The sequence below is a fragment of the Zobellella sp. DQSA1 genome (assembly GCF_041950555.1).
GTDB lineage: Bacteria > Pseudomonadota > Gammaproteobacteria > Enterobacterales > Aeromonadaceae > Oceanimonas.
This window is the reverse complement of sequence record NZ_CP169531.1, coordinates 3,662,823-3,685,963: the sequence shown is the minus strand read 5'-3', so window position 1 is coordinate 3,685,963 and position 23,141 is coordinate 3,662,823. Positions and strand designations below refer to the sequence as shown.

Sequence of the window (23,141 nt, the reverse complement as noted above, 5' to 3'; positions counted from 1 at the left end):
AGCCCAGTCTAGCAAGTTTCCTGCGCTCGCCAAGGGCATTTGCGCCCAATCCGCTTAGCGGGTTTAATAACGGCTCTGCCGACGATAACAAGAGCCGCCATGCGCATACTGCACACCTCCGACTGGCACCTGGGCCAGCATTTTCTGGGCAAGAACCGTTACCACGAACATCGGGCCTTCCTGACCTGGCTGGTGGATCAGGTTGAACGACACCGGGCCGACGCCATGATCCTGGCCGGCGATGTGTTCGACACCGGCACGCCGCCGAGCTACGCGCGGGAGCTGTACAACCAGTTTATCGTCGAACTGCAGCGAACCGGCGCTCAACTGGTGGTGTTGGGCGGTAATCACGACTCGGTGGCCATGCTCAACGAATCCCGGGAACTGCTCGGTTGCCTGAACGTGTCGGTGATCCCCGGGGTGCTGGCCGATCCGGAACGGCAACTGCTGACCCTGTACCGACAAAACGGCGACCCCGGCGCCCTGCTGTGCGCCGTGCCCTTTATCCGCGGTCGGGAGGTGCTGGAAAGCCAGGCCGGCCAGAGCAGCCAGGACAAGCAGCAGGCCCTGCAGCAGGCCATCGCCGACCATTACCGGACCTTATTCGAGCTGGCCGAGCACCACCGGGAACAGCTGGGCGCTTCCCTACCCATTATCGCCACCGGTCACCTCACCACTGTGGGGGCCAGCAGCAGCGACTCGGTGCGGGAGATCTATATCGGCACCCTGGAGGCGTTTCCTGCCTCCGCTTTTCCTCCCGCCGACTATATTGCCCTGGGCCATATCCACCGGCCCCAGAAGGTGGCGGGGCTGGAGCATGTCCGCTATTGCGGCTCACCCCTTCCCCTGAGCTTCGACGAGGTGGGCCAGCAGAAGGAAGTGCTGCTGGTGGAGTTCGTCGCCGGTGGCCTGGAACGGGTAACTCCGTTGCCGGTACCGGTCTTCCAGCCGCTGGCGCGGCTGAGCGGCTGCCTCGATGAACTGGGGATAGCCATGGCCGAACTGGCAGAGAACGGCAGCGAAACCTTGCCGGTCTGGCTGGAAGTCACGGTCACCGGCGACGATTACCTGAGCGATCTGCAACCCCGGGTGGAGGCCCTGGCGGAGGGGCTGGCGCTGGAGATCCTGCAGGTGCGCCGGCAGCGGCCTCAGAGCGGCAACGGGCTGGCGGCGGCCGGGGGCGAGACCCTGAGCGAACTGACCCCGGATGAGGTGTTCGAACGGCGACTGGCCCGGGAAGCGCTGTCGCCGGAGCGGCAGCAGGCGCTCTCCACCCTGTACCGGGGTGTGTTGGCCCGGCTGGAGGAGCAGTCATGAAGATACGGAGCCTGCGGCTGAAAAACCTGAACTCCCTCAAGGGGGAGTGGAAAATCGATTTTACCCGGGAACCCTTCCTGGACAACGGCCTGTTCGCCATCACCGGGCCCACCGGGGCCGGCAAGACCACCTTGCTGGACGCCATCTGCCTGGCGCTCTACCACCAGACTCCCCGTATGAAGGTGGTGTCCGCCGGCGGCAATGAGTTGATGACCCGTCATACCGCCGACTGCCTGGCGGAGGTGGAGTTCGAGGTCAAGGGCGACGGCTTTCGCGCCTTCTGGAGCCAGCGCCGGGCCCGGGACAGGAGCGACGGCAAGCTGCAGGCGCCCAGGGTGGAGCTGGCCCGGCTAGACGGCACCATTCTTACCGACAAGGTCGGCGACAAGCTGAAACTCACCGAGCAGCTTACCGGGCTGGACTTCGGCCGTTTCACCAAGTCCATGTTACTGGCCCAGGGCGGTTTCGCCGCTTTCCTGCATGCGGATGCCAACGAAAGGGCCGAGCTGCTGGAAGAACTGACCGGCACCGACATCTACGCCCAGATTTCACGCCTGGTGTTCGAGCAGACCCGGGAAGAAAAGGCCGCCCTGGCCCAGATGGAGGCTCGGGCCCAGGGTATGGAACTGCTGAGTGACGAGCAGCGCCGGCAGTGCCGGTACGAGATCGAAACCGCAGAGGCGGGGCGGCAGGCGTTATCCCGGGGGCTGGCCGAGAGCCAGGCCCGGTTGCAGCAACGGCAGCAGCGCCGCCAGGCTGAACAGCAGTTGGCGCAGGCCGAGCAGATGCTGGCCGAGAGTGAACGGGACCGGCAGCAGGCAGGAACCGAGCTGGCCCGACTGGTAGCCGCCCGGCCGGCGGAGCGACTGGGATCCCGCTGGCAGTCGTTGAGCCAGGCCCGGCATCGGCAGCGGGAGCAGGAACGGCAACTGGTGGAACGCCGGCAGGACGGTGAGGCGTTGGCCCGGCGGCTGGAGCTGTTGCATGGTCAGGCGCGGGACTACAGTCAGGGCTGGGTCGAACAGTTGGCGAGCCAGCGGGGCGAGCTGGAGCGTGAACGAGAGCAACTGGCGCAGGCATTGGCCGGCAATGGGTTGGGGGCGGAGCTGGGGCAACGGTTGCCGGAATGGCGGCAGCGTGTCGGGCGCTGGCAGCAGGGGCGGCATGACCTGGTACGGGTTGAGCGGGAACTGGGCGAGCGGCTCCGGCGCCAGGATGAACTGACAGGGCAACAGCAGCAGCAGGCGCAGGCACTCGCCCGGACGGAACAGGAACAGCTCCGGGCCAGGGCGGAGGTGCAGGAAGAGCTGCAGGCGCTGGAGCAGTTGTTTGGCGGTCAGGCGGCCACGGCCCTGGCGGAAGAGCGTCAGGGGTTGCGCCTTCAGCAGCCCCTGTGGCAGGACTGGCAGCGGAGCGAAGAGTTAAGGGAGCGGCTCGGCCGGCAACTGGCCGAACAGAAACGGCAGGAAGCGGAGCTGGTACCGGCATTGGCCGTGCAGGAGCAGGAACTGGAGCAGTCCCGTCGGGAATACCGGTTGCGCCAGGAGTCGGTGCGCGACAAGCAGAAGCTGGCCGAACAGGAGCAGTTGATCCGCAGTCTGGACCAGCACCGGGCCAGCCTGCAGCCGGGCCAGCCCTGCCCGCTGTGCGGCAGCGAGTCGCATCCGGCCATCGCCGCCTATCAGCAGCTCGACGACGGCACCGCCCGGGCCCTGGCCGAGGGGCGGCAGGAACTGGAGCGACTGACCCAGTTGGGTCAGAAGCTCAACAGAGAGCAGGCCGCCCTGCAAACCCGGCTGGAGCAGGCGCGCCAGCAGCGCTCTCGGGACCAGACCGAACTCGACGCCCTGTTGGCCGAGCAGGCCAGGTTACAGTCGACACTGGTGCTGAGCGACGCCCGCCGGGTGGCCGAAGAGCTGGCCGGACGCGCTCGTCGGCTGCAACAACTGGACGCGCTGTTCGAGCAGGCGGAACAACGGCAACAGCGGCTGGTTCAGGCCCGGCAGGCGCTGGCCGAGGCCGAGCTGCGCCACCGGAATACCGAGCATCAGGCCCACTTGCTGGCCCAGCAGGCCACCGACCTGGCGACCCTGCTGGCCCGGCTGCAGGAGGAAAGGGGCCGGGTTGGCAGCGAGCTGGAGCAGGAAGCGGCGACGCTGGCCGGCCAGGTGCAGGCCCTGGGATGGCCTCCGGCAGAGGATTGGGCTGCCTGGCTGGCGGCCCGGGAGCAGGCGTGGCAGGAGTGGCAGCAACAGGAACGCCGGTACGAGGCGCTGCTTCGGCGCCAAGAGACGCTGGACCAGGCGCTGCAGGCGGCCCGGGACGAGGCCGAACATTGGCAGGCGCAGGCATCGGCCGCACCGGTTGCCGAGCCGGTGGCGGAGCCGGCACAGGCCCTGGCGGCGGTGCGGGCCGAGCTGGAACCGACCCGGGAGCAGGCCCGGGAGCTGGCGGCCAGGGTGAGCCTGCTGGAGCAGCAACAGCAAAGTTTGCTGACGGAGCTGGCCCGGGACGAGCAGCACTGGCTGCAGGCCCTGGCGGAAGCCGGCTTCGACTCCGAACAAGGCTTCCTGGCGGCCTGTCTGGACGAATCCGAACGGGAGCGGTTGCTGGCGCTGCAGCAGCGGCTGGAACAACAGCAGGCCCGGGCCGTCGGCCTGGTCGAACAGGCGCGGGAACGGCTCGCCAGCCAGGGGGCTATCGTCGAGTCGGAGGATGAGGCGGAGCTGAGCCGACGGGTGGAGCGGCTGCAGGCCGAACAGGTCGAGCTGTTGCAGCGCCTGGGCGGATTGCAGGATCGTTTGCAGGCCGACGCCGAGCGGCGGGAACGGCAGCAATCGCTGTTCGCCGATATCGAGCTCGGGCGGCAGGCGCTGCTGCTGTGGGAGCAGCTCAACAGCCTGATCGGCTCGGCGGACGGGGCCAGGTATCGTCGCTTCGCCCAGGGCCTGACCCTGGAGCACCTGGTACACCTGGCCAACCGCCGGCTGGTGCGGCTGCACGGCCGCTACCGGCTGGCCCGCAAGGAAGGCGGCGAGCTGGAGCTGGCGGTGATTGACACCTGGCAGGCGGACGTGGCCCGGGATACCCAGACCCTGTCCGGCGGCGAGAGCTTCCTGGTCAGCCTGGCGCTGGCGCTGGCGCTGTCGGATCTGGTCAGCAGCAAGACCCGCATCGACTCCCTCTTTCTGGACGAGGGGTTCGGCACCCTGGATGCCGACACCCTGGAAGTGGCCCTGGATGCCCTGGATGCCCTCAACGCCAGCGGCAAGATGATCGGCATCATCAGCCATATCGAGGCGTTGAAGGAACGGGTGCCGGTGCAAATCCGGCTGAGCAAGAGCCAGGGCCTGGGCCTGAGCCGGCTGGCGCCGGAATTTGCGGTAAAATAAGCTGGCCGTCGACTTAGTGGATGAGCTGGAACTCGGCGTCGATCTCCACCGCCGCATGGCCGGGCAGGGCGCTGACGCCGACGGCGGAGCGGACATGGGCACCGCGTTCGCCGAAAATCTCGACCATCAGGTCCGAGGCGCCGTTGGCCACCAACGGCTGGGCGCCGAAGTCGGGAGTGCTGCTGACGAACACGGTCAGCCTGACGCAGCGGGCAACCCGGTCCAGTTCGCCGCCGCAGGCTGCCTTCAGTTGGGCCAGCAGGTTCAGGGCGCAGAGGCGGGCGGCGGCCTGTCCTTCTTCGATGGAGAGGGTTCCGCCCACCTGGCCGGAGTAGGCCAGGACGCCGTTTACCCGGCAGGTTTGCCCGCTTAGCAGCAGGCGATTGCCCAGTTGCAGGAAGGCCTGATAATTTCCTGCGGGATTGCCGGCTTCGGGCAGGGTGATACCCAGTTCGGTGAGCCGGTGTTCTATGGTGTTCATGGGTGTTTTTCTCCGGATGGTGGGGCCGCGCCGGTTCAGCGCAGGCCGTGGTCGATAGGGCGTAGCCCGGTGTCGTCGATGGGAGCGGGATAACCGCCGAGCCGGGCCGCCAGCAGCGAGGCCGAGCCCATGGCCAGGGTCCAGCCCAGCATGCCGTGGCCCAGGTTCAGGTAGAGGTTGTCGGCCCCGGCCCGGCCGATGATGGGGGCGCTGCTGGGGGTGACCGGGCGGAAACCGGTCCAGCGATCGAGGATGCGGTCGTAGTCGCCGGCCTCGGGGAAGCGCTGCCGGCAGACTCGCAGCAGGTGGGCGATGCGCTGCTCGTCCAGCTCCCGGTCGTAACCGACGATGTCGGCACAGCCGGCCACCCGCAGCCGGTCGCCGAGTCGGGCGAAGACCACCTTGTTGTCCACGTCGGTGATACAGACATCGGGGGCCTGGCCGGTGGCGGGCACCGTGATGCTGTAACCCTTGATTGGATAGATGGGCAGGGCCATGCCGATGCCGCGGGCCAGCGCCAGGCTGTCGGGGCCGGTGGCCAGCAGATAGGCGTCGGCGGTGAGGGGACCCTGACTGGTGTCCAGCCCGGTGATGCGGTTTCCTTCTTTTCGCAGACGCTGAACCCGGCACTGGTAATGCTCCTCCACCCCCTGTTGGCGCAACTGCGCCAACAGGCGGACGGCAAAGTGCTGACAATCCCCCACCTCATCGAGAGAAGAATAGACCCCGCCGGCCATGGGGGTGGCCAACTGCGCCAGGCCGGGTTCGAGCGCCAGGCATTGCTGCCAGTCCAGCACCTGTTGTGGGCAGCCCCATTCCCCTTTCTGTTGCACCCGGATGGCAGCCTTGTCCAGATCCTGCCGATTGCCGTAGATATGCAGTTTGCCCGACAGGCGGTGACCGAATTCAATGCCACACTCATCCTGAGCCCTGTGCAGTACTTCCCGTGAATGCAGGGATAGCCGCAGTATATTGCGGGTATTCTGCTCTTCCCTGGCCGCCTGGGCGTGCATCAGGAAGCGGCTGCCCCAGCGCAGCAGCTGTCGCTCCGCCGACATCCGCACCCGGAAGGCCGGATCCCGGCCCAGCAATATGCCGGGCATCTTGGCCACCAGGCCGGGCGAGGCCATGGCATCGGTATAGGAATAACTCAGTTGGGCGCCGTTGGCGAAGCTGGTGCCCAGGGCCGGGCCCCGGCCGGCATCCAGCAGCATGACCCGGTAGCCGGCCCGGCTGAGCAGGTAGGCCGAGGTGATACCGATGATGCCGGCGCCCACGATGGCAATGGAGTCTGTCTTCATGGTAAACCGCGTCCTAGTTGGCCAGGGGGAGGGCAGCCGAGCGGCGGCGGTGCTGGGTCGCAGCCTCGACCAAGGCCTCGAACAGCCGCTGCTCCCCCTTGTTGATAAGATATTCCGGATGCCACTGGAAGCCCAGGCAGAAGCGCTGGCCCGGGATTTCGATCGCTTCGATGACCCTGTCCTCGGAAACGGCACTGACGATGATCTCCGGTGGCACATCCCGCACCGCCTGATGGTGCACGCTGTTCACCAGAATTTGTTCCTGCTGGAACAGGCGGGAAATCAGCGTGCCGGGCGTGAGGCTGACGCCGTGTCCGGCCACATGGTGCGGCAGGGGTTGCATATGGTTCAGGCTGTCCTTCACTTCTGTGGGAATATCCTGGATCAGCTTGGCTCCCTTGAGTACCGCCAGCAGCTGCATGCCCCCGCAGATACCGATCAGGGGGATATCGCGGGACAGCGCTCCTTCGATCAGCCGGCGTTCGAACCGGGTGCGACCTTCCTTGGTCACCAGTTTTTCCTGGCCCGGGACTTCGCCATAGAGCTCCGGGTGGATGTCATACATACCGCCGCTGATCACCAGGCCGTCGATCAGGTCGAGGTAGCGGTCCGCCGCTGCCTGTTCATGGGGCAGGGCTACCGGGAGTCCTCCCGCCGAGGCTATGGCCGAGCAATAGTTTTCCCGCAGCGCGTACCAGGGTTCATGGGCATAGCCCGGGGTGTGCTCGATATCCAGCGTAATTCCGATGACTGGCATAAAAGACATGGTGTTCACCTCAATGATAATGGTTACATATTCAGTGTTGCCGAGGGCAGCCGCCAGATACTGATTGGTGCCTGTTGTTAAATAACTGATCCTAATAGTGCTACATCGACCGGGTACCGCACGCAGACACGCCGTAAACCCATCCCTGGGGGCTCCGCCGCGCCATCCCTGGCGCGAAGGGCCTGCTTCGCAGCCCCCGGTCGCTGTCGGCAGTGATCTACTATTCGGAACAGCTATTTAAATTGCCCCGACTTTTAACCCCTTGACCGAGAAGAGCGGTATTGGCGGTTATTTTCCTATTGGCTGGTATCCCAATATGAATTCGGGTAGCAGCAGCGACAGCGCCGGTATAAACGTGGTTAATAACAAGACCGGCAGATAGCCGAATAAAATAAAGGCCATGGTATATCCGATCATCCGGGGCAAGGTGGTGTTGCCGATCAGTCCGGAAAAATAGAGGATGGGTGCCGTGGGCGGGGTGATCAGGCCCATGCCCAGGTTGACACCGACAATGGCGCCGAAGTGGACCGGATCTATGCCGAGGCTGACGGCGACGGGCAACAGCATGGGAGACGCCAGCAGGACTCCGCTGATGTCGTCCAGGAACATGCCGATCATCAGCAAGAACAGGTTGATGAGGATCAGCAGCAGTATCTTGTTGTCACTGAGTCCGAGCATGAATTCCATCACCATCTGCGGCACGTTTTCCATGGTCCAGATCCGTGCCAGCATCGATGAGAAGAACACCAGTATCATCAGCACGGCCGCTATTTGCCCTGTTTTCCAGGCCACATCGGCAACGGATTGGAAGCTCAGTCCCCGGTAGATGAACACGGCGACGGGGATGGCGTAAATCACGGCGATGGCGGCGGCTTCGGTGGGGGTGGTGATGCCGCCATAAATGCAGCCCAGAATGATGATCGGCATGGCCAGGCCGAAGGCGGCGCGTTTGGTCTTGAGCCAGACGTCGGTGCCCGTATCCCGCAGCGAGCGACGGGGAGGCTCGATGACCACCATTTTCCGGGTCAGAAACAGGTTCAGCAGGGTAAAACTGCCGATCAACAGCAAGGCCGGGATGATCGGGGCCAGAAACATGGCGGTGATCGAGGTATTGGTGACCCAGCCGTAGAGGATCATCGAGGAGCTGGGCGGGATCAGCAGGGCCAGTACGGAAGAGGCCGCCACCAAGGTGGTGGCATAGCCCCGATCATAACCGCGTTCCACCATTTTTGGGATCATGATGGAACCGATGGAGGCGACCGCCGCGGTCGACATGCCGGAAATGGCGCCAAAGATGGCGGTGGACAGTACCACCACGATTCCGAGCCCGCCTTTGACCCTGGCAACAAGGCTTTCTGCCAGGTCGATAAGGCGGCCGGCAATCCCTCCCTGGGTCATCAGCCCGCCGGCAAAGATATACAGGGGAATGGCCAGCAGGATCAGCGATGACAGCTTGGTAAAGCCGGACGACACCAGGAAGTTGGAATTATGAAAGTCCCCCGTCACAAAAAGAAACAGGGCGGCGGCCGCGAAACACAAGGGCGCGGGAACACCAAGAAAAAGCAAGGTGACGAGAAGAATGGCATCAAGCACAATTTCGATATTCATCAAGACTTTCCTTCTGTCTTGTGGCCGGCTTCGTGATCGTCGGCTCCGGCGAGGGAGAGATAAGGTCTGCCCTCGGCTATGCAGCAGATCCTGCCGGCGAGTTCGATCAGGGTGTAAAAAAGCATGAGCCCCGTGCCTGCCAGCATGGCGGCATGAATAAAATAAAGCGATATTCTGAGTTCGGGAGATTTTGGCGCTCGGGCCAGACTCCACTGAAAATAAACGACAACAATCCAGAATACCCAGCAGATGATCGCCAGGGAAATAACGGATACCAGGAGGCTGGTGATTGCTCTGGCTCTGGGGGATGACAAGACGATGTCCATCACCCCGGCAGAGATATGGTTTCCGCGATAGATGCCATAGCCTGCACCGATAAAATAGAGCCACACCGCCAGGTAAACCGATATTTCTTCAACCCCATAAAGGGGGATGTCCAGGAAATAGCGAATGAATACCTGTATGAAGATCAGTATTGAAAATGCGAGGGTGGAAAACCCCATGATCAAGCGTTGGATCAATAACAGCCGTTTATGCAACAAGGAGAAAACAGTCCGGTCCATGACTCATACCATTTGCTGATGGTGGCCCGTGTCCGACCGCAGATACCGGTGAGGACAACAATGATGCGGCTTCATGACCAAGCAGGCTCCCGTTTATCCGAACGGGCGCCTGTTCGGATGAAGGCGGTTACTTGATACCCAGGCTGAGTTTCAGGCGGGCCATATTGATAGGGCCTATCTCATCTTCTATCTGCGGCCATACCTCGGCCCGGACTACCTGGGCGACGGACTCGAGTTCGGCCTTGTCCAGCACCACCACCTCTATGCCCTTGTCACGCATTTGCTGCAGGAACTTTTCATGCTCCAGCTCGGCGGCCGCGAAGCGCTCGGCGGACAACTCGGTCGCGGCCCGAGCGATGGCCTTCTGCTGATCCCTGGAGAGGCTGTCGAAGCGCGTCTTGTTGACCGCGAGAAAAGAGACTTCGAAATGATCGTTGTTCTGTACCCACATCTTGGCGATATCGGCGAAATTGTTCATGGTCAGTTCGGGCGTCGCACCGATGGCGCCGTCCACCACGCCGGTCTGCATGGCGGTATAAAGATCTGACCAGGGAATGGGGGCGGTCTGATAACCCAGGCGCTTGAGCAGTTCCTGATGGGTGGTGCCGCCTGGCCAGACCCGGATTTTGAGGCCCTGGTTGGCATTTGGATCCCGGGGGGCGGGCGCCGGTTTGGTATAGACGATGCCGCCCATGCCGGACACGAAGGCGCCCAGGATCTGGATGTCCTGTTCTGCCAGGGCGTCGTTGATGATTTCGTACACCACTCCGCCCTCCGAGAACGCATCCCGGCCGGATTCGAAGTCGAGTGCGGCATAGGGAAACCACTGCAGGGCCAGCACTTCGTTGAAGCTGTTGGACAGCGGCTGGACGGCAAAATCGATGATGCCTTCCATCACCTGTTCGTGAACCTCGACCCAGTCGCCAAGCTGGCTGGCCGGGTAGACCCTGATGTCAACCGTATCCTGGCTGTAACGCTTGACCCGCTCCGAAAACTCGTTGGCAAAGGCCACCACCGTCGAGGTAGGCGGTTCAATGGCCGACAGCCGCATGACGTCGGCAGACAGGGCGGTAAACGAGCTCATCGCCAGAGCGGTGCCCAAGGCGAGTGCGGAAAAAGTGGGGATAGAATGTGAACGCGTCATAACCGACTTCCTTGTTGTTTATGGAAACAGCACGCGGCGCTGTCAGTGATGACGTGGTGCCGCGCCCTTGAGCGTCATTAGAGCAGAGCCTATGGTCGGTGAGCAGTTCGCACTTGCCACCACTGTGCGCAACCCGTGCGTCACTCATGATGCACGGGTTGCGCCAAGGTCCGAGGCGGGCGGAAGCCGCATCGACACATGGCAAGGATGCGACACCGGTGGCACAATTGGCCATGGCCACCCCGGCCCGTTACTGGTTGCCGGGCCGGGTCCATGGCCTTTGACGAATGATGATGAACAAGGGGAACGGAAGAATGGATTCAGCAGCGGTACACGGCGATACGGTGGGGCAGGTCGTATGCACCGGCTTTTCCGGCGAGCGACAGCCTGGCGGCCCGGGCTTTCAGGGGAGGGCAATAAGGTTGAGCCGTGCGGAGTACATCGGGTGGATTTGATTGAAAATTTGAAACTGCTCTGCGGGCATTATGACTCCATGGCCCAGGTCTGCAGGAAAATGGGTATCAACCGGACCCAGTTCAATAAATACCTGAACGGTAAGGTCACCCCGTCCAAGGCCAACTTGCGCATGATTTGCGATTTTTTCGGGGTGGAAGAATTCGAGATCCTGATGCCCCATGAACAGTTCACCAAGCAGGTTATCGCTGCTCGGGCCGAGAGCAACACCCACGCCTATCCGGACGGTTACTTCAAGAAAGTGGCCGAGCTGCGCAGTCAATCACGAGTGGGGCTGGAACGCTATCTGGGTTGGTATCACGAATACTACTACTCCCTGGGTTACCCGGGGCGGATTTTCCGCTCGCTGATCGAAGTCAGCACCACCAAACAGGGGATTGCCTATGCCAGGTACGAGCGGCTGATCGGTGCGGCGGCGCGCGGCGAAAAGGTGACCCACTGCCGTTATCATGGTATCGCCGTCAACCTCTGCGACCGCATTTTTCTGATGGACTATGAGGCCCTGACGGAAAACGAGATCACCCAGACCGTGCTGTTCCCCTCTTACAAGAGCCAGCTTAAGCACTTGCTTGGCGTGAAAATCGGCGTTTCCTCCAAGAGCCATCGCACCCCGGCCTGTACCCGGGTGCTCTATGACTATCTGGGTGAAACCGTCGACTTCAAGAAACAGTTCAGGGTTTGCGGCCTGTATGAGGAAGCCGAGATAGACGGCCGCATCAGGGCGGCCATCGACAACCGGCGAGGTGTAGACGAGCCGCTGTTTCTCGCCATCGGCGAGTAGCCCCCTTCGCGGCGTTGTTGGTGACATAAAGAAACCGGGGTGGCAGCCCCGGTTGGAAAAGTGAACTTCACTCGAGGTCTTTCAGGAGATCGTCATCAGCGCCGGTATGCCGGGCAGCATACCCACCATGGCCATGATCACCAGCAACACCGCGAAGGTAATGCCGGGGATCACCCAGCGGTCCATCAGGCGCAGCTTCTTGCCGCGCTCCTTGTCACCGATCAGGCCCAGGTTGTCGAGCAGCATGGTCATGGACCAGCCGAACACCGGGTTGACGAAGGCGGAGGCGAATACCACTATGCCGGCGGACTGGCTACTGGTGGTGTTGCGGGTCATCTGCATGCCCGCTTCCAGCAGGGGCATGAAGACACCGACGATCAGGGCCACCCGCAGCACCGGATCCCACACCGCCAGATCCATGGGGTAACCCCAGAGGGCGGCGATGACGCAGAACAGGCCGGTGAGCATGGCACCAGCGGGAATGGGTCGCTTGGCGATGGCCGCGGGGATGATGTAGGTGCCCCAGGATGAAGCCAGGTTGCCGCCGCCGAGCACGCTGCCCACCGCCTGGCGCACCGAGGCCACGCCCATGGTGTCGTCCACGTTCATTAGCACCTTGTCGGCCTTTTTCGGGTAATTCAGCTCCTGAAATACCCGCTGGCCCATGAAATCCGGGGACCACATGGCCACCGCCAGCACCGCGAAGGGCGCCACGCTCACAAAGTGGTGCAACTGGGGCCAGCCCATCTGCCAGCCGGTAGTTTCCCCCCACCAGTAGCTCGGGCTCAGGTGCGGCATGCCCGGTTCGGTCACGAATTCGAAGGGCGCGCCCAGCAGGATGGCGATCAGGAAGGCCAGGCCCGACCCCAGGGGAATGGACAGCCAGCGCATTTCCAGGCGGGCCAGCAGGGCATACATGATGATGGTGCTCAAGATCACCGTAAAGGCCACGTGGCCCATGTCGATGCCGGTGGCCCAGGCGTTGAGCGCCTTGATCTGGCTGAGCAGGCCCATGGCGCCCAGGTAGATCAGCAGGCCGCCGCGCACCCCGTCGCTGGTGAGTGCCATCAGCTTGCTGCCGCCCTTGCTGATGCTGAGGATCAGGCCGAACATACCTACCATCAACCCCAATGCCAGCGGGTGGCCGCCGGAGGCGACGATCAGCGGGATCAGCGGGATCATGGGGCCGTGGGTACCGGCCAGGTTGGCGTTGGGGTTGATCAGCCCCGAGAACAGGATCACGAACAGCAGGGCGGCGATCAGCATTTCGAAGCGGACGTTTTCCACCACGAATTCGTTACCGAGGCCGAGCGGGCCGGCAAAGGCGGCCACCACGGCGGCCACCATCACTATCTTGCCGATGGTCGCCGCCAGGGCCGGCACCAGATCTTCCAGCTCGAAGCGATAATCCCGAAACGGCAGGTTGATGCGCCAGCGGCGGGGTGCCATGACCGACAGCTCGTGCTCCAGGTAGGCGGTGCGGCTGTCGAACTCGCGCCGGGGTTTGCGCCGGTCGCGATAACTTGGGGATTGAGCCTCTGACACGGGGTTCTCCTCGATGGTAGCCATCCAAATGGTGTCATGTTGGCGCTCATGGTATGGCTTGTTATCAACTTGTTCCATGCGACCTAAGTCTTAACAAAATTGATCTCGGCGAGATGTGTTTTTAACATCCGGGGTTTGAGGGGACACTTGACTCGACCAGGAGATCATTAATTTTGCTACTGGCGCCATTAACAAGCTGATTATTCCCCAGCCCCCGCCGGCTGCTAAGTTAGCTCCATCATGATTGACTGGAGATAACGATGCCTTTGTTGGAAGTGCTGAACCAATGGCAAGCCGAAGCCCGGGCGATCCGGCGCCGCATCCATCGCCATCCCGAGCTGGGGTTCGAGGAAAGGGCCACCCAGGCGCTGGTGGTGGAACTGTTGAGCGCCTATGGCGTGGATGACATCTGCACCGACTTTGCCGAGACCGGCGTGGTGGCGGTGATCCACGGCCAACGGGGGCCGGGGCGGCGCATCGGCCTGCGCGCCGACATGGATGCCCTGCCCATCGACGAGGAAAACACCTTCGAGCACCGCTCCGGCTGCGCCGGCAAGATGCACGCCTGCGGCCACGACGGCCACACCACCATGCTGCTGATGGCGGCCCGCTACCTGGCCCGGCACCGGGACTTCAGGGGCAGCGCCGTGCTGTTCTTCCAGCCGGCGGAGGAGGGCGTGGGCGGCGCGGAGCGGATGATCGCCGACGGGGTCCTGGAACGTTACCCGGTGGATGCCTGCTTCGCCCTGCACAACATGCCCGGCATCCCGGCGGGTCGGTTCGCCTTTCGGGAAGGGCCCATCATGGCCAGCTCGGATCGGCTGTTCATCACCGTCCGCGGCAACAGTGGCCATGCCGGCCTGCCCCACAAGAGCCGGGATCCGCTGCTGGTGGCCACCCACATCTACCAGGGCATCCAGGGGTTGGTCAGCCGTACCTTCAGCCCGCTGGAGCCGGTGGTGATCTCGGTCACCCAGATCCATGGCGGCGAGACCACCAACGCCATCGCCGACGAGGCCCATATCAGCGGTACCTTCCGCACGTTGAGCGAGGAAACCCGGCGCAACGTCATCGCCCGGCTGGAGACCCTGGTGCCCAACCTGGCTCGGGCCTTCGAGATGGAAGCCGAGTTCCGTCTCGGCCCCGTCAGCCATCCGCCTACCGTCAACACCCCGGACGAAACCGCCCAGGCGGTGCGTGCCGCCGGCGCCGTGGCCGGTGCCGAAGGGGTGGACGGCAACACCGAGCCGCTGATGGGCAGCGAGGATTTCGCCCACTTCCTGGGCAAGGTGCCGGGCTGTTACGGCTTTATCGGCAACGGCGACCACGAGCCCGGCTGCAGCCTGGGGCTGCACAACAAGAAATACGACTTCAACGATGCCATCATACCGGCGGGCGCGGCCTATTTCGTGACCCTGGTGCAACAGCAGGGTTGATTCCCGGGAGGGCCCCGGACGGAGGCCCGCCCCTCAACACAAGAAAGGACTCTTCTATGTCATCTATGAATACCGGGGCGGCGACCCGCCCCAGCAACCTGATCCGGCGTATCGAGCGTATCGGCGACAAGCTGCCCCATCCCTTCTACCTGTTCATCTACCTGTGCGCCGCCGTCATGGTGCTGTCGGCCCTGGTGGCGGCGGCGGGCGGCGGTGTCACCCACCCGGGCAACGGCAGCGAGGTGGCGGTGCGCAGCCTGCTGAGCGGCGAAGGCCTGGTGTATATCCTCTCGTCCACGGTCGACAACTTCGTGTCCTTCAAGCCACTCGGCCTGGTGCTGTGCATGATGCTGGCGGTGGGGCTGATGCAGGAGGTCGGCCTGGCCGATGCGGCCATCAAGGCCTCGCTGCTCAATGCGCCGCGCAAGTTCGTCACCGGCACCATCTTCCTGGTGGGCATCATCGGCAACCTGGCGTCGGACGCCGCCTTTATCCTGGTGCCGCCCCTGGCCGGCATCGTGTTCGCGGCCACCAACCGCAATCCCATCGTCGGCATCGCCGCCGGCTTCGTGGCGGTGGCCGCCGGTTTTACCGCCAATATCTTTATCGCCGGGACCGATGTACTGCTGTCGGGCATCTCGACCGAAGCCGCGGCCGTGGTGCGGGCGGTGGAAGTGTCGCCGGCGGCCAACTGGTATTTCATGCTGGTGTCGGTGCCCCTCTTGGTGGTGGCGGGCACCCTGATCACCGACAAGTACATCGAGCCGCGTTTTTCCGCCCTGCACAGCCGGGAAGGGGCCGACATGGGCCAGAGCTACAGCGTGTCCGAGCGGGAGAAGACGGCGCTGAAGTGGACCCTGGCTGCGGCCGCCCTCTACCTGGGCCTCTTCCTGCTGGTGTTGTTGCCGGCCGGCTCGCCCCTGCGCAACGCCGAGGGCGGGCTGGTGCCGTCGCCTTTTCTGAGCGGCATCATACCGGTGATCATGGGCTTCTTTATCCTCTGCGCCGTGGTGTTCGGGGTGAAGTCGGGGGCCATCCAGCGGGCGGACGACGTACCGGGGTTGATGGCCAAGGCGTTGAAAAGCGTGGGCGGCTACATAGTGCTGGTGTTCGTCATCGCCCAGTTTATCGCCTGGTTCAACTGGTCGAATCTGGCCATCTTCGTGGCGGTGAACGGCGCCGAGTGGCTGTCCGGACTGCCCCTGCCCAACCTGGTGATGCTGGCGCTGTTCATGGTGCTGGCCGGGGCCATGAACCTCATTGTGTTCAGCGGCTCGGCCCAGTGGGCCATTATGGCGCCGGTGTTTATCCCGCTGTTCATGCTGTTGGGGGTGGAGCCGGCCGACACCCAGATGGCCTATCGCATCGCCGATTCCACCACCAACATCATCTCGCCTACCAATCCTTATATTCCCATGGTGCTGGCGCTGATCGCCCGTTACAACCCCGAGGTGCGCTTCGGCACCTTCCTGGCGATGATGCTGCCCTACGCCCTGCTGCTGTTCGGCATCTGGGGTAGCGCCTTCCTGCTCTACTTCCTGTTGGGGCTGCCGGTCGGGCCCATGTGATCACCCCGTTGCTCCCGGTCGCCCCGGGAGCAACACCTGCCCCTGCCGTACCGCCTGCCAGTCGTCCACCTGTTCCTGTATTCGCAGGCAAAATTCGTCGATCAGCGGGCGGCGGGCATCCTTGCGCAGCAGCAGCCCTATCTGGCGGTACTGGTAGGGTGAGCAGATGGGCAGAAAGCGGATGCCGGGGGTGTTGTCGATGGCGGAAATGGTGGAGGACAGGATGGCCGAGCCGAGGCCGCTGGAGATCATGCCCAGCAGGGTGGAGGTGTGGGAGGCGTTGAATTCCGGATCGTAGCTAAGCCCGATGCGGTGAAAGGCCTCGTCGGCCAGGGTGCGCAGGCTGTTGCCTGGGCTTACCCCGATGCCGGCGTGCTCGTAGGCCTGTTCCCAACTGATGGTGTCGGCCCCGGCAAGGGGATGATCGTCCCGGCAGGCCAGGCAGAGATAGTCCCGGAACAGGGGAATGAAGTCGAGGTCGGGGTGATAGCTGGGGGTATTGATGCCCACGTCGGCCCGGCCTTCCAGCACCGAGCTGGTGATGTCGTCCACTCGCTCTTCGATCAGGCGGAAGGTGAAGTCCCGGTGTTCCTGCTTCATCCGGTTCAGGGCCCTGGGCGCCAGGGAGGCGGAGAGGGTATAGAGGGAGGATACCACCAGTGACTTGTGGAAGCCGTGGTGGCGGTCCCGGTTGTCCCGCAGCAGCTTGTCCAGCCGGTTGACGATGACCCGGGCCTCCCGGTACAGGGCCTCGCCGGCCGGGGTCAGGCCGAGCTCCCGCCCTTCCCGCAGCAGCAGTTCGGCCTCGAGCTGCTGCTCCAGCCGCTTCAGCATCTGGCTCAGGGCCGACTGGGTCAGGTGGATCCGCTCGGCGGCCCGGGTGATATTGCGTTCTTCCACCAGGGCCAGAAAGGCCCTGAGCTGACGATAGCTGACGTCCATGTTGTTGGGGAACCTTGAATGGCGACGAAACCCTACTATACCACCTGGATCAGGTGGTCATCTGCTCCGCTTTCGGCCAGGTCCGGCTCAGGGTGAAACGGCCCTTCTCGTCTTGGCTCACCCGACCCAAGGCGATGTCCGGGTCGTGGGTCAGCACGATGCGGCCGCCCCGCTCGACCAGGGCGGCCAGCAGTTGTTCCTTTTCCTCGATAAGCCCTTCCGGGAAACGGTCGTAGCCCATGGTGATCGGCAGGTGCACCCAGGGGGCGCCGGGAACGAGATCGCCGGCGAACACCACCGGGCCCCCGGGCATGGCGAACTCCGGCAACAACTGGCCCGGGGTGTGGCCGTCGCTGAAATGAAAATGCCAGTCGGGGCCGAGCAAGGGCGGGCAGTCCCCTTCGTCCACCAGCAGCAGCCTTCCGCTGCCTTCCAGCAGCGCCATGATATCGGGAATAAAGGAAGCCTGGTCGCGTGGGTGGGGCGAGCGGGCCCGTTGCCAGTGGCGCCGGCCGGTGATAAAGCGGGCCCGGGGGAACAGCAGCTCGCAGGGCGCGTCCGGGCGCCAGGCCGAGAGCAGGCCGCCGGCATGGTCGAAATGCAGGTGGGTGAGGATGACGATGTCGATGTTCTCATGGCTTAGCCCGACCGCGGCCAGGCTGTCGAGCAGCACGTGATGGTCTTCCCCATCAGGGCGGCGATGATGATGCCGCCCTTGAGCGAGTTGGGCACCAGCCGCACCATCACCGAGCCCAGCCGGGTCAGGCCCAGCACCAGGAAGATCAGGAACACCAGCAACTGCAGCGCGAACAGCGCCTGGATGGCGGCGGGCCCCGGCTCGAAGTCGCCGAGGAACAGCAGCACCACCGGAATGCCGGGGGGTGATCCAGCCGGGCACGAAGGGCACCCCGAGCAGGGCCGGCAGCATAAAGCCGATGCCGCACACCACCACATAGGCCAGGGCCACCTCGTAGGGCAGGCCCAGGTATTTTTCCAGTAGCGGAATCATGGCCAGGCTGACCACGAACATGATCAGGGCCTGCATCATCTCCGCCGTTTCCCAGAGGTAGTGCAAGACGGTGGATCTGTACCGCTCCCGCATCATGAAACGGTTGGCGGCGAACAACCTGCCCGAACTGGTGGGCCTGGCCATCGCCGCCGGTATGGCCGATCCCCTGGACTTGCGCGGGGCATCATCGCCGGGGTAGCCCGGAGGCGCGCTATTTTCCCTGTTGTCTCCGTTCGGTGATGGTGGCGCCGCCCACGCCGTAGTTGTCGGTGTCGACTTCGTCGATCACCACCACGGTGGTGCCGGGGCCGCGACCCACCACCTTGACCAGTAGTTCGGTGACGCCGGCGATCAGTTCGGCTTTCTGCTCCCGGCTGATGGGGGCCTGTTCCCGGGTGAGCTTGATATTGACGTAGGGCATAGGGGTTCTCCTTGGGTGGTTGACAAAGGGTGTCGGTAGCGGCCCCAGAGCAGGGCCAGGGCGCCGAGCAGTACCACCAGGCCGCCGCCGAGCAGGGCCTGGTCGAAGTTATGCTGGCGGCTAAGGCTCAGCCCCGCCAGCACCGGGCCGATGATCTGGCCCAGGCCGAAGGCGGCGGTAAGCCCGGCCAGGGTCGCCTGGACCCGCGAGGGAACCAGCCGACGGCCGAGGCAAAAGGCCAGGGCGGTGATGCCCATAAAGGTGCCGCCGAACAGCAGGGCGCCGAGCAGGGCTCCGGCCGGGCTCGGCCAGAGCAGGGGCAGCAGTATGCCCAGGGCCTGCACCAGGTGGGCGGCGATCAGGGTGCCGGCCAGGCCCCGGTGGTTGCCCAGCCACAACCAGACACCGCAGGAGGGGATGGCCGCCAGCCCCACCAACAGCCAGCTCAGGTGGCCGAGTCCGGCGAGGGCTTGCTGCTGGTGCAGCATGGCCACCATAAAAGTGCCGGTGATGATGTAGCCCAGCCCTTCGCAAAAATAGGCCAGCAGCAGCCAGGGCAGCAGGCCGCGCCGGAAAGGGGCCTGTCCGGTCATCGACGCGGCCGGCACCGGCGCGTTCGTCCCGGTCAGGCCGAACCAGGGCAGTAATGCCAACAGCCCGCCCAGCGCCGCCAGTCCCAGCCAGCCCCCTCGCCAGCCGGCCAGGCTGTCCAGCCAGGGCACCGCCAGGGCGCTGAGGGCGATGCCCAGCCCCACGCCGCTGTACAGCCAACCGGCCCGGGCCGCCTGGCCCCGGCGGGCCAGTTCCTCCAGTACCAACCCCGAGGCCAGCACGAAGGCGGCGGCGCTGCTCCAGCCGGCCAGTAGGCGCCACAGCAGCCAGAGCCAAGGGGAACTGGTCAGGCCCATGGCGGCCACGCAGGCCAGGTTCAGCAGCAACTGGCGGCGCAGGCGCGGCACGGGGGCGGTTCCGGGGCGGGTGCAGGCCAGCCAGAGGGCGCCGAGCAGATAGCCCAGGTAGTTGCTTGATGCCAGCCAGCCGGCCAGCAGGTCCGACAGGGGCTGGTCGGCCTGCATCAGCGGCAGCAGCGGGGTATAGGCGAAACGGCCTATGCCCATGACGATGGCCAGCAGGGCGATGCCGGCGGCCAGGCTCAGGCGCCAGGAGGTGTGGGATGTCACAGGGGCTCCTCGTTTTCGTTCCTGCCCCATCATTGCCCTTGCGCGTCATCCAGTCTAATGATTAGTTATGATGCATCTTTCATAAAAAGTGATGGGTAAGGCGATGGCGATGGATTTGCATGAGCTCAGGGTGTTCCTGGCGGTGTGGGAGCAGGGCGGGGTCACGGCGGCGGCCCGCCAGTTGCACTGTGTGCAGTCGAACGTGACCGCCCGGCTGCAGGCGCTGGAAAGCAGCCTGGGTACGCCCCTGTTTTACCGCCGGGCCCGGGGCATGGTGCCGACGCCGGCGGCGGAAAAGCTGCAGGGCTATGCCCGGCGCATGCTGCATTTGGCGGAACTGGCGCGGCAGTCGGTGCAGCCGAGGGCGCAGCCGGAAGGCAGCCTGGTGCTGGGCTCGATGGAAACCACGGCGGCCATCCGCCTGCCGCCGGCGCTGGCGGACTTTCACCGGGCCCACCCCGGAGTGGAGATCCAACTGCACACCGGTACCAGCGCCGAGCTGCGCCGGGGCGTGCTGGAATACCGGCTGGAAGGGGCCCTGGTGGGGGGCGAGGGGGATCACCCGGAGCTGGAGCAGCAGGTGGTATTTGCCGAGGAGATGGTGCTGGTGGCGCCGGCAGGCTGTTCCGGGCTGGAAGACGAACGCATCCGCGCCCTGCTCGGTTTCCGCCAGGGCTGCTCCTACCAGGCCCTGCTCGACGCCTGGCTGAAGGAGCTGGGCCGGCCGCCACTGCGGTTGATGGAGTTCGGCTCGCTCGAGGCCATCCTCGGCTGCGTGGCCGCCGGCATGGGGGTGAGCCTGATGCCCAGGGCGGTGGTGGAACACCGGGACTATGGCCGGGGGCTGCGGCAACTGCCGGTGCCGGAGCGGCTGGCCCGGGTCAATACCTGCTTTATCCGCCGCAAGGACATGCCGCCCAGCGCGGCGCTGCAGGCCCTGCTGGCGCGGCTCGCAGCGGTTGCATAGCAACAGCCGGGAACGGCACTCCATTCCCACCGGCCGATACGGCGTCCGGCGGTGGGCATGGCGGCATCAGGTTCTGAAGCTCGATACCAGCTGTGTCAACTTGTGGCTGAGGCCGGTCTGCTCGCCGTAGGCGCCTTCGACTTCGGTGGACATTTCCTGCAACCGATTGGCCGACTCGCTGATCGCCAGGATGTTCCTGTTGATGTCTTCGGTCACCAGTTGCTGTTCTTCGGCGGCGCTGGCGATCTGGGTCGTCATGTCCCGGATCTGCTCGACCGATGTCTCGATGAGCTCGAACGCCTGCATCGTTTCATCGGACAGGGCGATGGCGGCGTCGGACTCGCCGAGGCTGCGCTCCATGGTGACGGATACGTTCCTGGTACGGCTGACCAGCAGGCCGAGAATGTTGTTGATCTCCTCGGTCGACCGTTGGGTGCGGTTGGCCAGCGTCCGGACTTCGTCGGCGACCACCGCGAAACCGCGGCCCTGCTCTCCGGCGCGGGCCGCTTCTATGGCGGCATTCAGGGCCAGCAGGTTGGTCTGGCCGGCGATATCCTGAATGGTGGAGATAATATTGTTGATGCTCTCGGTCTCCTTCTCCAGCTCGAGGATGACGGCATTCGCCTGGCGGATGCTTTCGCCCAGCCGACCGACGCCGGTGACGCTGCGGTCGATGATCTCCTTGCCGCCGCGGGTCGCCTCGAGGCCCCGGCTGGAAACGTCGGCGGTGTCGTTGCAGTTGCGGGCGACCTCGTTGGCGGTCGAGGCCATTTCGGTCACGGCGGTGGCGATCTGCTCCAGCGAGTCACGTTGATGTCCGATCGCGCCAGCCATCTGGCTGGCGCTGGCGTTGGTGCGTTCCGAGACCCGGTCCATGCTGGTCGACGTCTCCTTGATGGCGATCACCAGGCGTTGCGTCGATGCGACGAATTGGTTGAACCAGCTTGCCAGTTCGCCGGTTTCGTCCCGGCTGCCGACATCGAGCCGGGTGGTGAGGTCGCCTTCTCCCTCGGCGATGGTTTTCAGGCGGCCCTTGACCGCATTGATCGGATTGACGATACGGCCGGCGATCACCAGTCCCAGCAGGCCGAACAGCAGCACCAGCACCAGGCTGACGATCAGGGTGGTGTGCGTCAGCTGCTGCGCGTCGGCGTAGACTTCGTCGCGCTGCATAAAACCGACGAGCTTCCAGCCCAGTTCGGGCGACTGGTAGACATTGGCCATATAGTCGACATCGTCGATGGCGACTTCGAGCAGGCCGGCTTGCTGTGCTCCGAGCGCTTCGAAGGCCCCCCCGAGTTCGGCCAGGGACTTGAAGTTGTTGCCCGGGTTACCGCCATCGACCAGGACATTGCCGTTGCCCTCGACGATCATGATAAAGCCGGTCTCGCCGAAACGGATCTGCTGCACCATGTCGGTGAGTGCCTTCAGCGAGACGTCGACCGCCACCACACCCTCGAATTCGCCACGCTCGTCCTTGAAGCCTTTCAACAGGGAGACATAGACCGAATCGTCGCCTTCCCAGTAGTAGGCGTCACGCCGGACCAGCTTGTAGTTGCCGTCGCGTGCCAGGTCGAACCAGGGGCGCTTGCGCGGATCCCAGTTGCCGTAGTCGCTGCTGCCGGGCCATTCCATATAGCCGCCGTGCCGGTCGCCCATATAGACGTACCCCAGGGTCGGGTTGTTGTTGCCGATGGCGCTGAACAGTTCGAACAGCCGCTGCTCGCGGCCGCCGTTGGCCATGGCGACCTCGGCGGGCTTGCGGCCCTCATTGAAATAGGTACTGATGGCGCCTTCGCGGGTCTGGCCCAGGATCGGATAGTCCGCCATCATCGATACCATATGGCCCACCGTGTCGAAGAAGTTGCCAAAGGCCTGATTGATGATGGCGATATCGAGGCTGCTGGCCTCGGCGAAGCGCTGTTTGGCGTCCAGGTTGACGTTGCGCAGCGTCAGCGCCACGACGATGAGCACCGGCAACAGGGTGGTGCAGAGAAAAGCCGCGAGCAGTTTGGTTTTAATGCTGGTCATTGAATTGAACTCCGTAAATGTAGAACGACGGGAGCGGCGGAGCGCCTTCGTGCCCGAGCGGATATTTTTTCTCTGGTGCAACTATCATATCGATTGCGGGGATTGTTTGTTGTTATTTGAATCCCAACTTGCGGCGGGGCAAGGGTGAGGGAGGGCAGCCCGGGTGACGAGCCCGGCAATGAGCCGCTGACGGGTGTTGCGGAGTCCTTCATCT

The 23,141-nt window shown here is 64.1% G+C and carries 20 protein-coding genes; 7 read left to right on the top strand and 13 right to left on the bottom strand.

What is annotated here, in order from left to right; translation table 11 throughout:
• The first annotated feature begins 99 nt into the window (after positions 1–99).
• Both sbcD and sbcC read left to right on the top strand, forming a co-directional pair.
• The gene (gene sbcD, locus ACEVBK_RS17535; protein ID WP_375056188.1) at positions 100–1,317 is read left to right on the top strand and encodes an exonuclease subunit SbcD; all 1,218 of its coding nucleotides are present in this window, start codon (positions 100–102) and stop codon (positions 1,315–1,317) included.
• Entirely contained in the window at positions 1,314–4,709 is a 3,396-nt protein-coding gene (gene sbcC / locus ACEVBK_RS17530; protein ID WP_375056187.1) for an exonuclease subunit SbcC, read from the top strand. The genes sbcD and sbcC overlap by 4 nt, the downstream gene beginning before the upstream one ends.
• A 13-nt stretch (positions 4,710–4,722) precedes the next feature.
• Here the strand turns inward: sbcC and ACEVBK_RS17525 are convergent, their stop codons facing one another.
• The 6 genes from ACEVBK_RS17525 to dctP all read right to left on the bottom strand — a co-directional run bounded on the left by ACEVBK_RS17525 (position 4,723) and on the right by dctP (position 10,572).
• A complete protein-coding gene (locus ACEVBK_RS17525) occupies positions 4,723–5,190 on the bottom strand; it encodes a RidA family protein (protein ID WP_375056186.1) in 468 nt (155 codons plus the stop codon).
• Positions 5,191–5,225: 35 nt separating this feature from the next.
• Positions 5,226–6,491 carry a D-amino acid dehydrogenase gene (locus ACEVBK_RS17520; RefSeq protein ID WP_375056185.1) on the bottom strand — a complete coding sequence of 422 codons (1,266 nt, stop codon included), beginning with the start codon at positions 6,489–6,491 and terminating at the stop codon, positions 5,226–5,228.
• Between the two features lie 13 nt (positions 6,492–6,504).
• Entirely contained in the window at positions 6,505–7,257 is a 753-nt protein-coding gene (locus ACEVBK_RS17515; protein WP_375056184.1) for a gamma-glutamyl-gamma-aminobutyrate hydrolase family protein, read from the bottom strand.
• Positions 7,258–7,545: 288 nt separating this feature from the next.
• Positions 7,546–8,865, bottom strand: a complete 1,320-nt coding sequence (locus tag ACEVBK_RS17510; protein ID WP_375056183.1) for a TRAP transporter large permease — start codon at positions 8,863–8,865, stop codon at positions 7,546–7,548.
• Positions 8,865–9,428 carry a TRAP transporter small permease gene (locus tag ACEVBK_RS17505; protein WP_375056182.1) on the bottom strand — a complete coding sequence of 188 codons (564 nt, stop codon included), beginning with the start codon at positions 9,426–9,428 and terminating at the stop codon, positions 8,865–8,867. The genes ACEVBK_RS17510 and ACEVBK_RS17505 overlap by 1 nt, the downstream gene beginning before the upstream one ends.
• Before the next feature lie 127 nt (positions 9,429–9,555).
• On the bottom strand, positions 9,556–10,572 hold the full coding sequence (gene dctP / locus ACEVBK_RS17500) for a TRAP transporter substrate-binding protein DctP (protein WP_375056181.1): 1,017 nt from the start codon (positions 10,570–10,572) through the stop codon (positions 9,556–9,558).
• Positions 10,573–11,017: 445 nt separating this feature from the next.
• On the opposite strand from dctP, the gene ACEVBK_RS17495 reads away from it, so the two are divergent.
• Entirely contained in the window at positions 11,018–11,827 is an 810-nt protein-coding gene (locus tag ACEVBK_RS17495) for a helix-turn-helix domain-containing protein (RefSeq protein WP_375056180.1), read from the top strand.
• Between the two features lie 81 nt (positions 11,828–11,908).
• On the opposite strand, the gene ACEVBK_RS17490 is transcribed toward ACEVBK_RS17495, so the two are convergent.
• Entirely contained in the window at positions 11,909–13,372 is a 1,464-nt protein-coding gene (locus ACEVBK_RS17490; protein ID WP_375056179.1) for a DUF3360 family protein, read from the bottom strand.
• Positions 13,373–13,632: 260 nt separating this feature from the next.
• Between ACEVBK_RS17490 and ACEVBK_RS17485 the strand changes: the two genes are divergently transcribed.
• Positions 13,633–14,808 carry an amidohydrolase gene (locus ACEVBK_RS17485; protein ID WP_375056178.1) on the top strand — a complete coding sequence of 392 codons (1,176 nt, stop codon included), beginning with the start codon at positions 13,633–13,635 and terminating at the stop codon, positions 14,806–14,808.
• Positions 14,809–14,864: 56 nt separating this feature from the next.
• Positions 14,865–16,376 carry an AbgT family transporter gene (locus ACEVBK_RS17480; protein WP_375056177.1) on the top strand — a complete coding sequence of 504 codons (1,512 nt, stop codon included), beginning with the start codon at positions 14,865–14,867 and terminating at the stop codon, positions 16,374–16,376.
• Here the strand turns inward: ACEVBK_RS17480 and ACEVBK_RS17475 are convergent, their stop codons facing one another.
• The 3 genes from ACEVBK_RS17475 to ACEVBK_RS17465 are packed head-to-tail and all read right to left on the bottom strand — an operon-like array spanning position 16,377 to position 18,185.
• Positions 16,377–17,318 (bottom strand): LysR family transcriptional regulator, encoded by a 942-nt coding sequence (locus ACEVBK_RS17475; protein WP_375056176.1) that lies wholly within the window; start codon positions 17,316–17,318, stop codon positions 16,377–16,379.
• A gap of 49 nt (positions 17,319–17,367) precedes the next feature.
• Positions 17,368–17,991 carry an MBL fold metallo-hydrolase gene (locus tag ACEVBK_RS17470; RefSeq protein WP_375056175.1) on the bottom strand — a complete coding sequence of 208 codons (624 nt, stop codon included), beginning with the start codon at positions 17,989–17,991 and terminating at the stop codon, positions 17,368–17,370.
• On the bottom strand, positions 17,958–18,185 hold the full coding sequence (locus ACEVBK_RS17465) for a hypothetical protein (RefSeq protein WP_375056174.1): 228 nt from the start codon (positions 18,183–18,185) through the stop codon (positions 17,958–17,960). The genes ACEVBK_RS17470 and ACEVBK_RS17465 overlap by 34 nt, the downstream gene beginning before the upstream one ends.
• Before the next feature lie 212 nt (positions 18,186–18,397).
• Between ACEVBK_RS17465 and ACEVBK_RS17460 the strand changes: the two genes are divergently transcribed.
• The gene (locus tag ACEVBK_RS17460) at positions 18,398–18,526 is read left to right on the top strand and encodes a hypothetical protein (RefSeq protein ID WP_375056173.1); all 129 of its coding nucleotides are present in this window, start codon (positions 18,398–18,400) and stop codon (positions 18,524–18,526) included.
• A 12-nt stretch (positions 18,527–18,538) separates the two neighbouring features.
• On the opposite strand, the gene ACEVBK_RS17455 is transcribed toward ACEVBK_RS17460, so the two are convergent.
• Both ACEVBK_RS17455 and ACEVBK_RS17450 read right to left on the bottom strand, forming a co-directional pair.
• On the bottom strand, positions 18,539–18,748 hold the full coding sequence (locus ACEVBK_RS17455; RefSeq protein WP_375056172.1) for a 4-oxalocrotonate tautomerase family protein: 210 nt from the start codon (positions 18,746–18,748) through the stop codon (positions 18,539–18,541).
• Positions 18,679–19,929, bottom strand: a complete 1,251-nt coding sequence (locus tag ACEVBK_RS17450; protein WP_375056171.1) for a YbfB/YjiJ family MFS transporter — start codon at positions 19,927–19,929, stop codon at positions 18,679–18,681. The genes ACEVBK_RS17455 and ACEVBK_RS17450 overlap by 70 nt, the downstream gene beginning before the upstream one ends.
• 109 nt (positions 19,930–20,038) lie before the next feature.
• On the opposite strand from ACEVBK_RS17450, the gene ACEVBK_RS17445 reads away from it, so the two are divergent.
• Positions 20,039–20,896: a LysR family transcriptional regulator gene (locus ACEVBK_RS17445; protein ID WP_375056170.1), complete on the top strand. Its 858-nt coding sequence runs from the start codon at positions 20,039–20,041 to the stop codon at positions 20,894–20,896.
• Between the two features lie 66 nt (positions 20,897–20,962).
• On the opposite strand, the gene ACEVBK_RS17440 is transcribed toward ACEVBK_RS17445, so the two are convergent.
• On the bottom strand, positions 20,963–22,927 hold the full coding sequence (locus tag ACEVBK_RS17440) for a methyl-accepting chemotaxis protein (RefSeq protein WP_375056169.1): 1,965 nt from the start codon (positions 22,925–22,927) through the stop codon (positions 20,963–20,965).
• Positions 22,928–23,141 lie beyond the last annotated feature (214 nt).

Excerpts from the sequence above, each read along its gene's own strand:
- ACEVBK_RS17440 (WP_375056169.1), bottom strand. The coding sequence starts at position 22,927 with ATGACCAGCATTAAAACCAAACTGCTCGCGGCTTTTCTCTGCACCACC.
- ACEVBK_RS17485 (WP_375056178.1), top strand. The coding sequence starts at position 13,633 with ATGCCTTTGTTGGAAGTGCTGAACCAATGGCAAGCCGAAGCCCGGGCG.
- ACEVBK_RS17455 (WP_375056172.1), bottom strand. The coding sequence starts at position 18,748 with ATGCCCTACGTCAATATCAAGCTCACCCGGGAACAGGCCCCCATCAGC.
- ACEVBK_RS17510 (WP_375056183.1), bottom strand. The coding sequence starts at position 8,865 with ATGAATATCGAAATTGTGCTTGATGCCATTCTTCTCGTCACCTTGCTT.
- ACEVBK_RS17480 (WP_375056177.1), top strand. The coding sequence starts at position 14,865 with ATGTCATCTATGAATACCGGGGCGGCGACCCGCCCCAGCAACCTGATC.
- ACEVBK_RS17515 (WP_375056184.1), bottom strand. The coding sequence starts at position 7,257 with ATGTCTTTTATGCCAGTCATCGGAATTACGCTGGATATCGAGCACACC.
- sbcD (WP_375056188.1), top strand. The coding sequence starts at position 100 with ATGCGCATACTGCACACCTCCGACTGGCACCTGGGCCAGCATTTTCTG.
- ACEVBK_RS17505 (WP_375056182.1), bottom strand. The coding sequence starts at position 9,428 with ATGGACCGGACTGTTTTCTCCTTGTTGCATAAACGGCTGTTATTGATC.
- ACEVBK_RS17475 (WP_375056176.1), bottom strand. The coding sequence starts at position 17,318 with ATGGACGTCAGCTATCGTCAGCTCAGGGCCTTTCTGGCCCTGGTGGAA.
- ACEVBK_RS17445 (WP_375056170.1), top strand. The coding sequence starts at position 20,039 with ATGGATTTGCATGAGCTCAGGGTGTTCCTGGCGGTGTGGGAGCAGGGC.
- ACEVBK_RS17525 (WP_375056186.1), bottom strand. The coding sequence starts at position 5,190 with ATGAACACCATAGAACACCGGCTCACCGAACTGGGTATCACCCTGCCC.
- ACEVBK_RS17520 (WP_375056185.1), bottom strand. The coding sequence starts at position 6,491 with ATGAAGACAGACTCCATTGCCATCGTGGGCGCCGGCATCATCGGTATC.
- sbcC (WP_375056187.1), top strand. The coding sequence starts at position 1,314 with ATGAAGATACGGAGCCTGCGGCTGAAAAACCTGAACTCCCTCAAGGGG.
- dctP (WP_375056181.1), bottom strand. The coding sequence starts at position 10,572 with ATGACGCGTTCACATTCTATCCCCACTTTTTCCGCACTCGCCTTGGGC.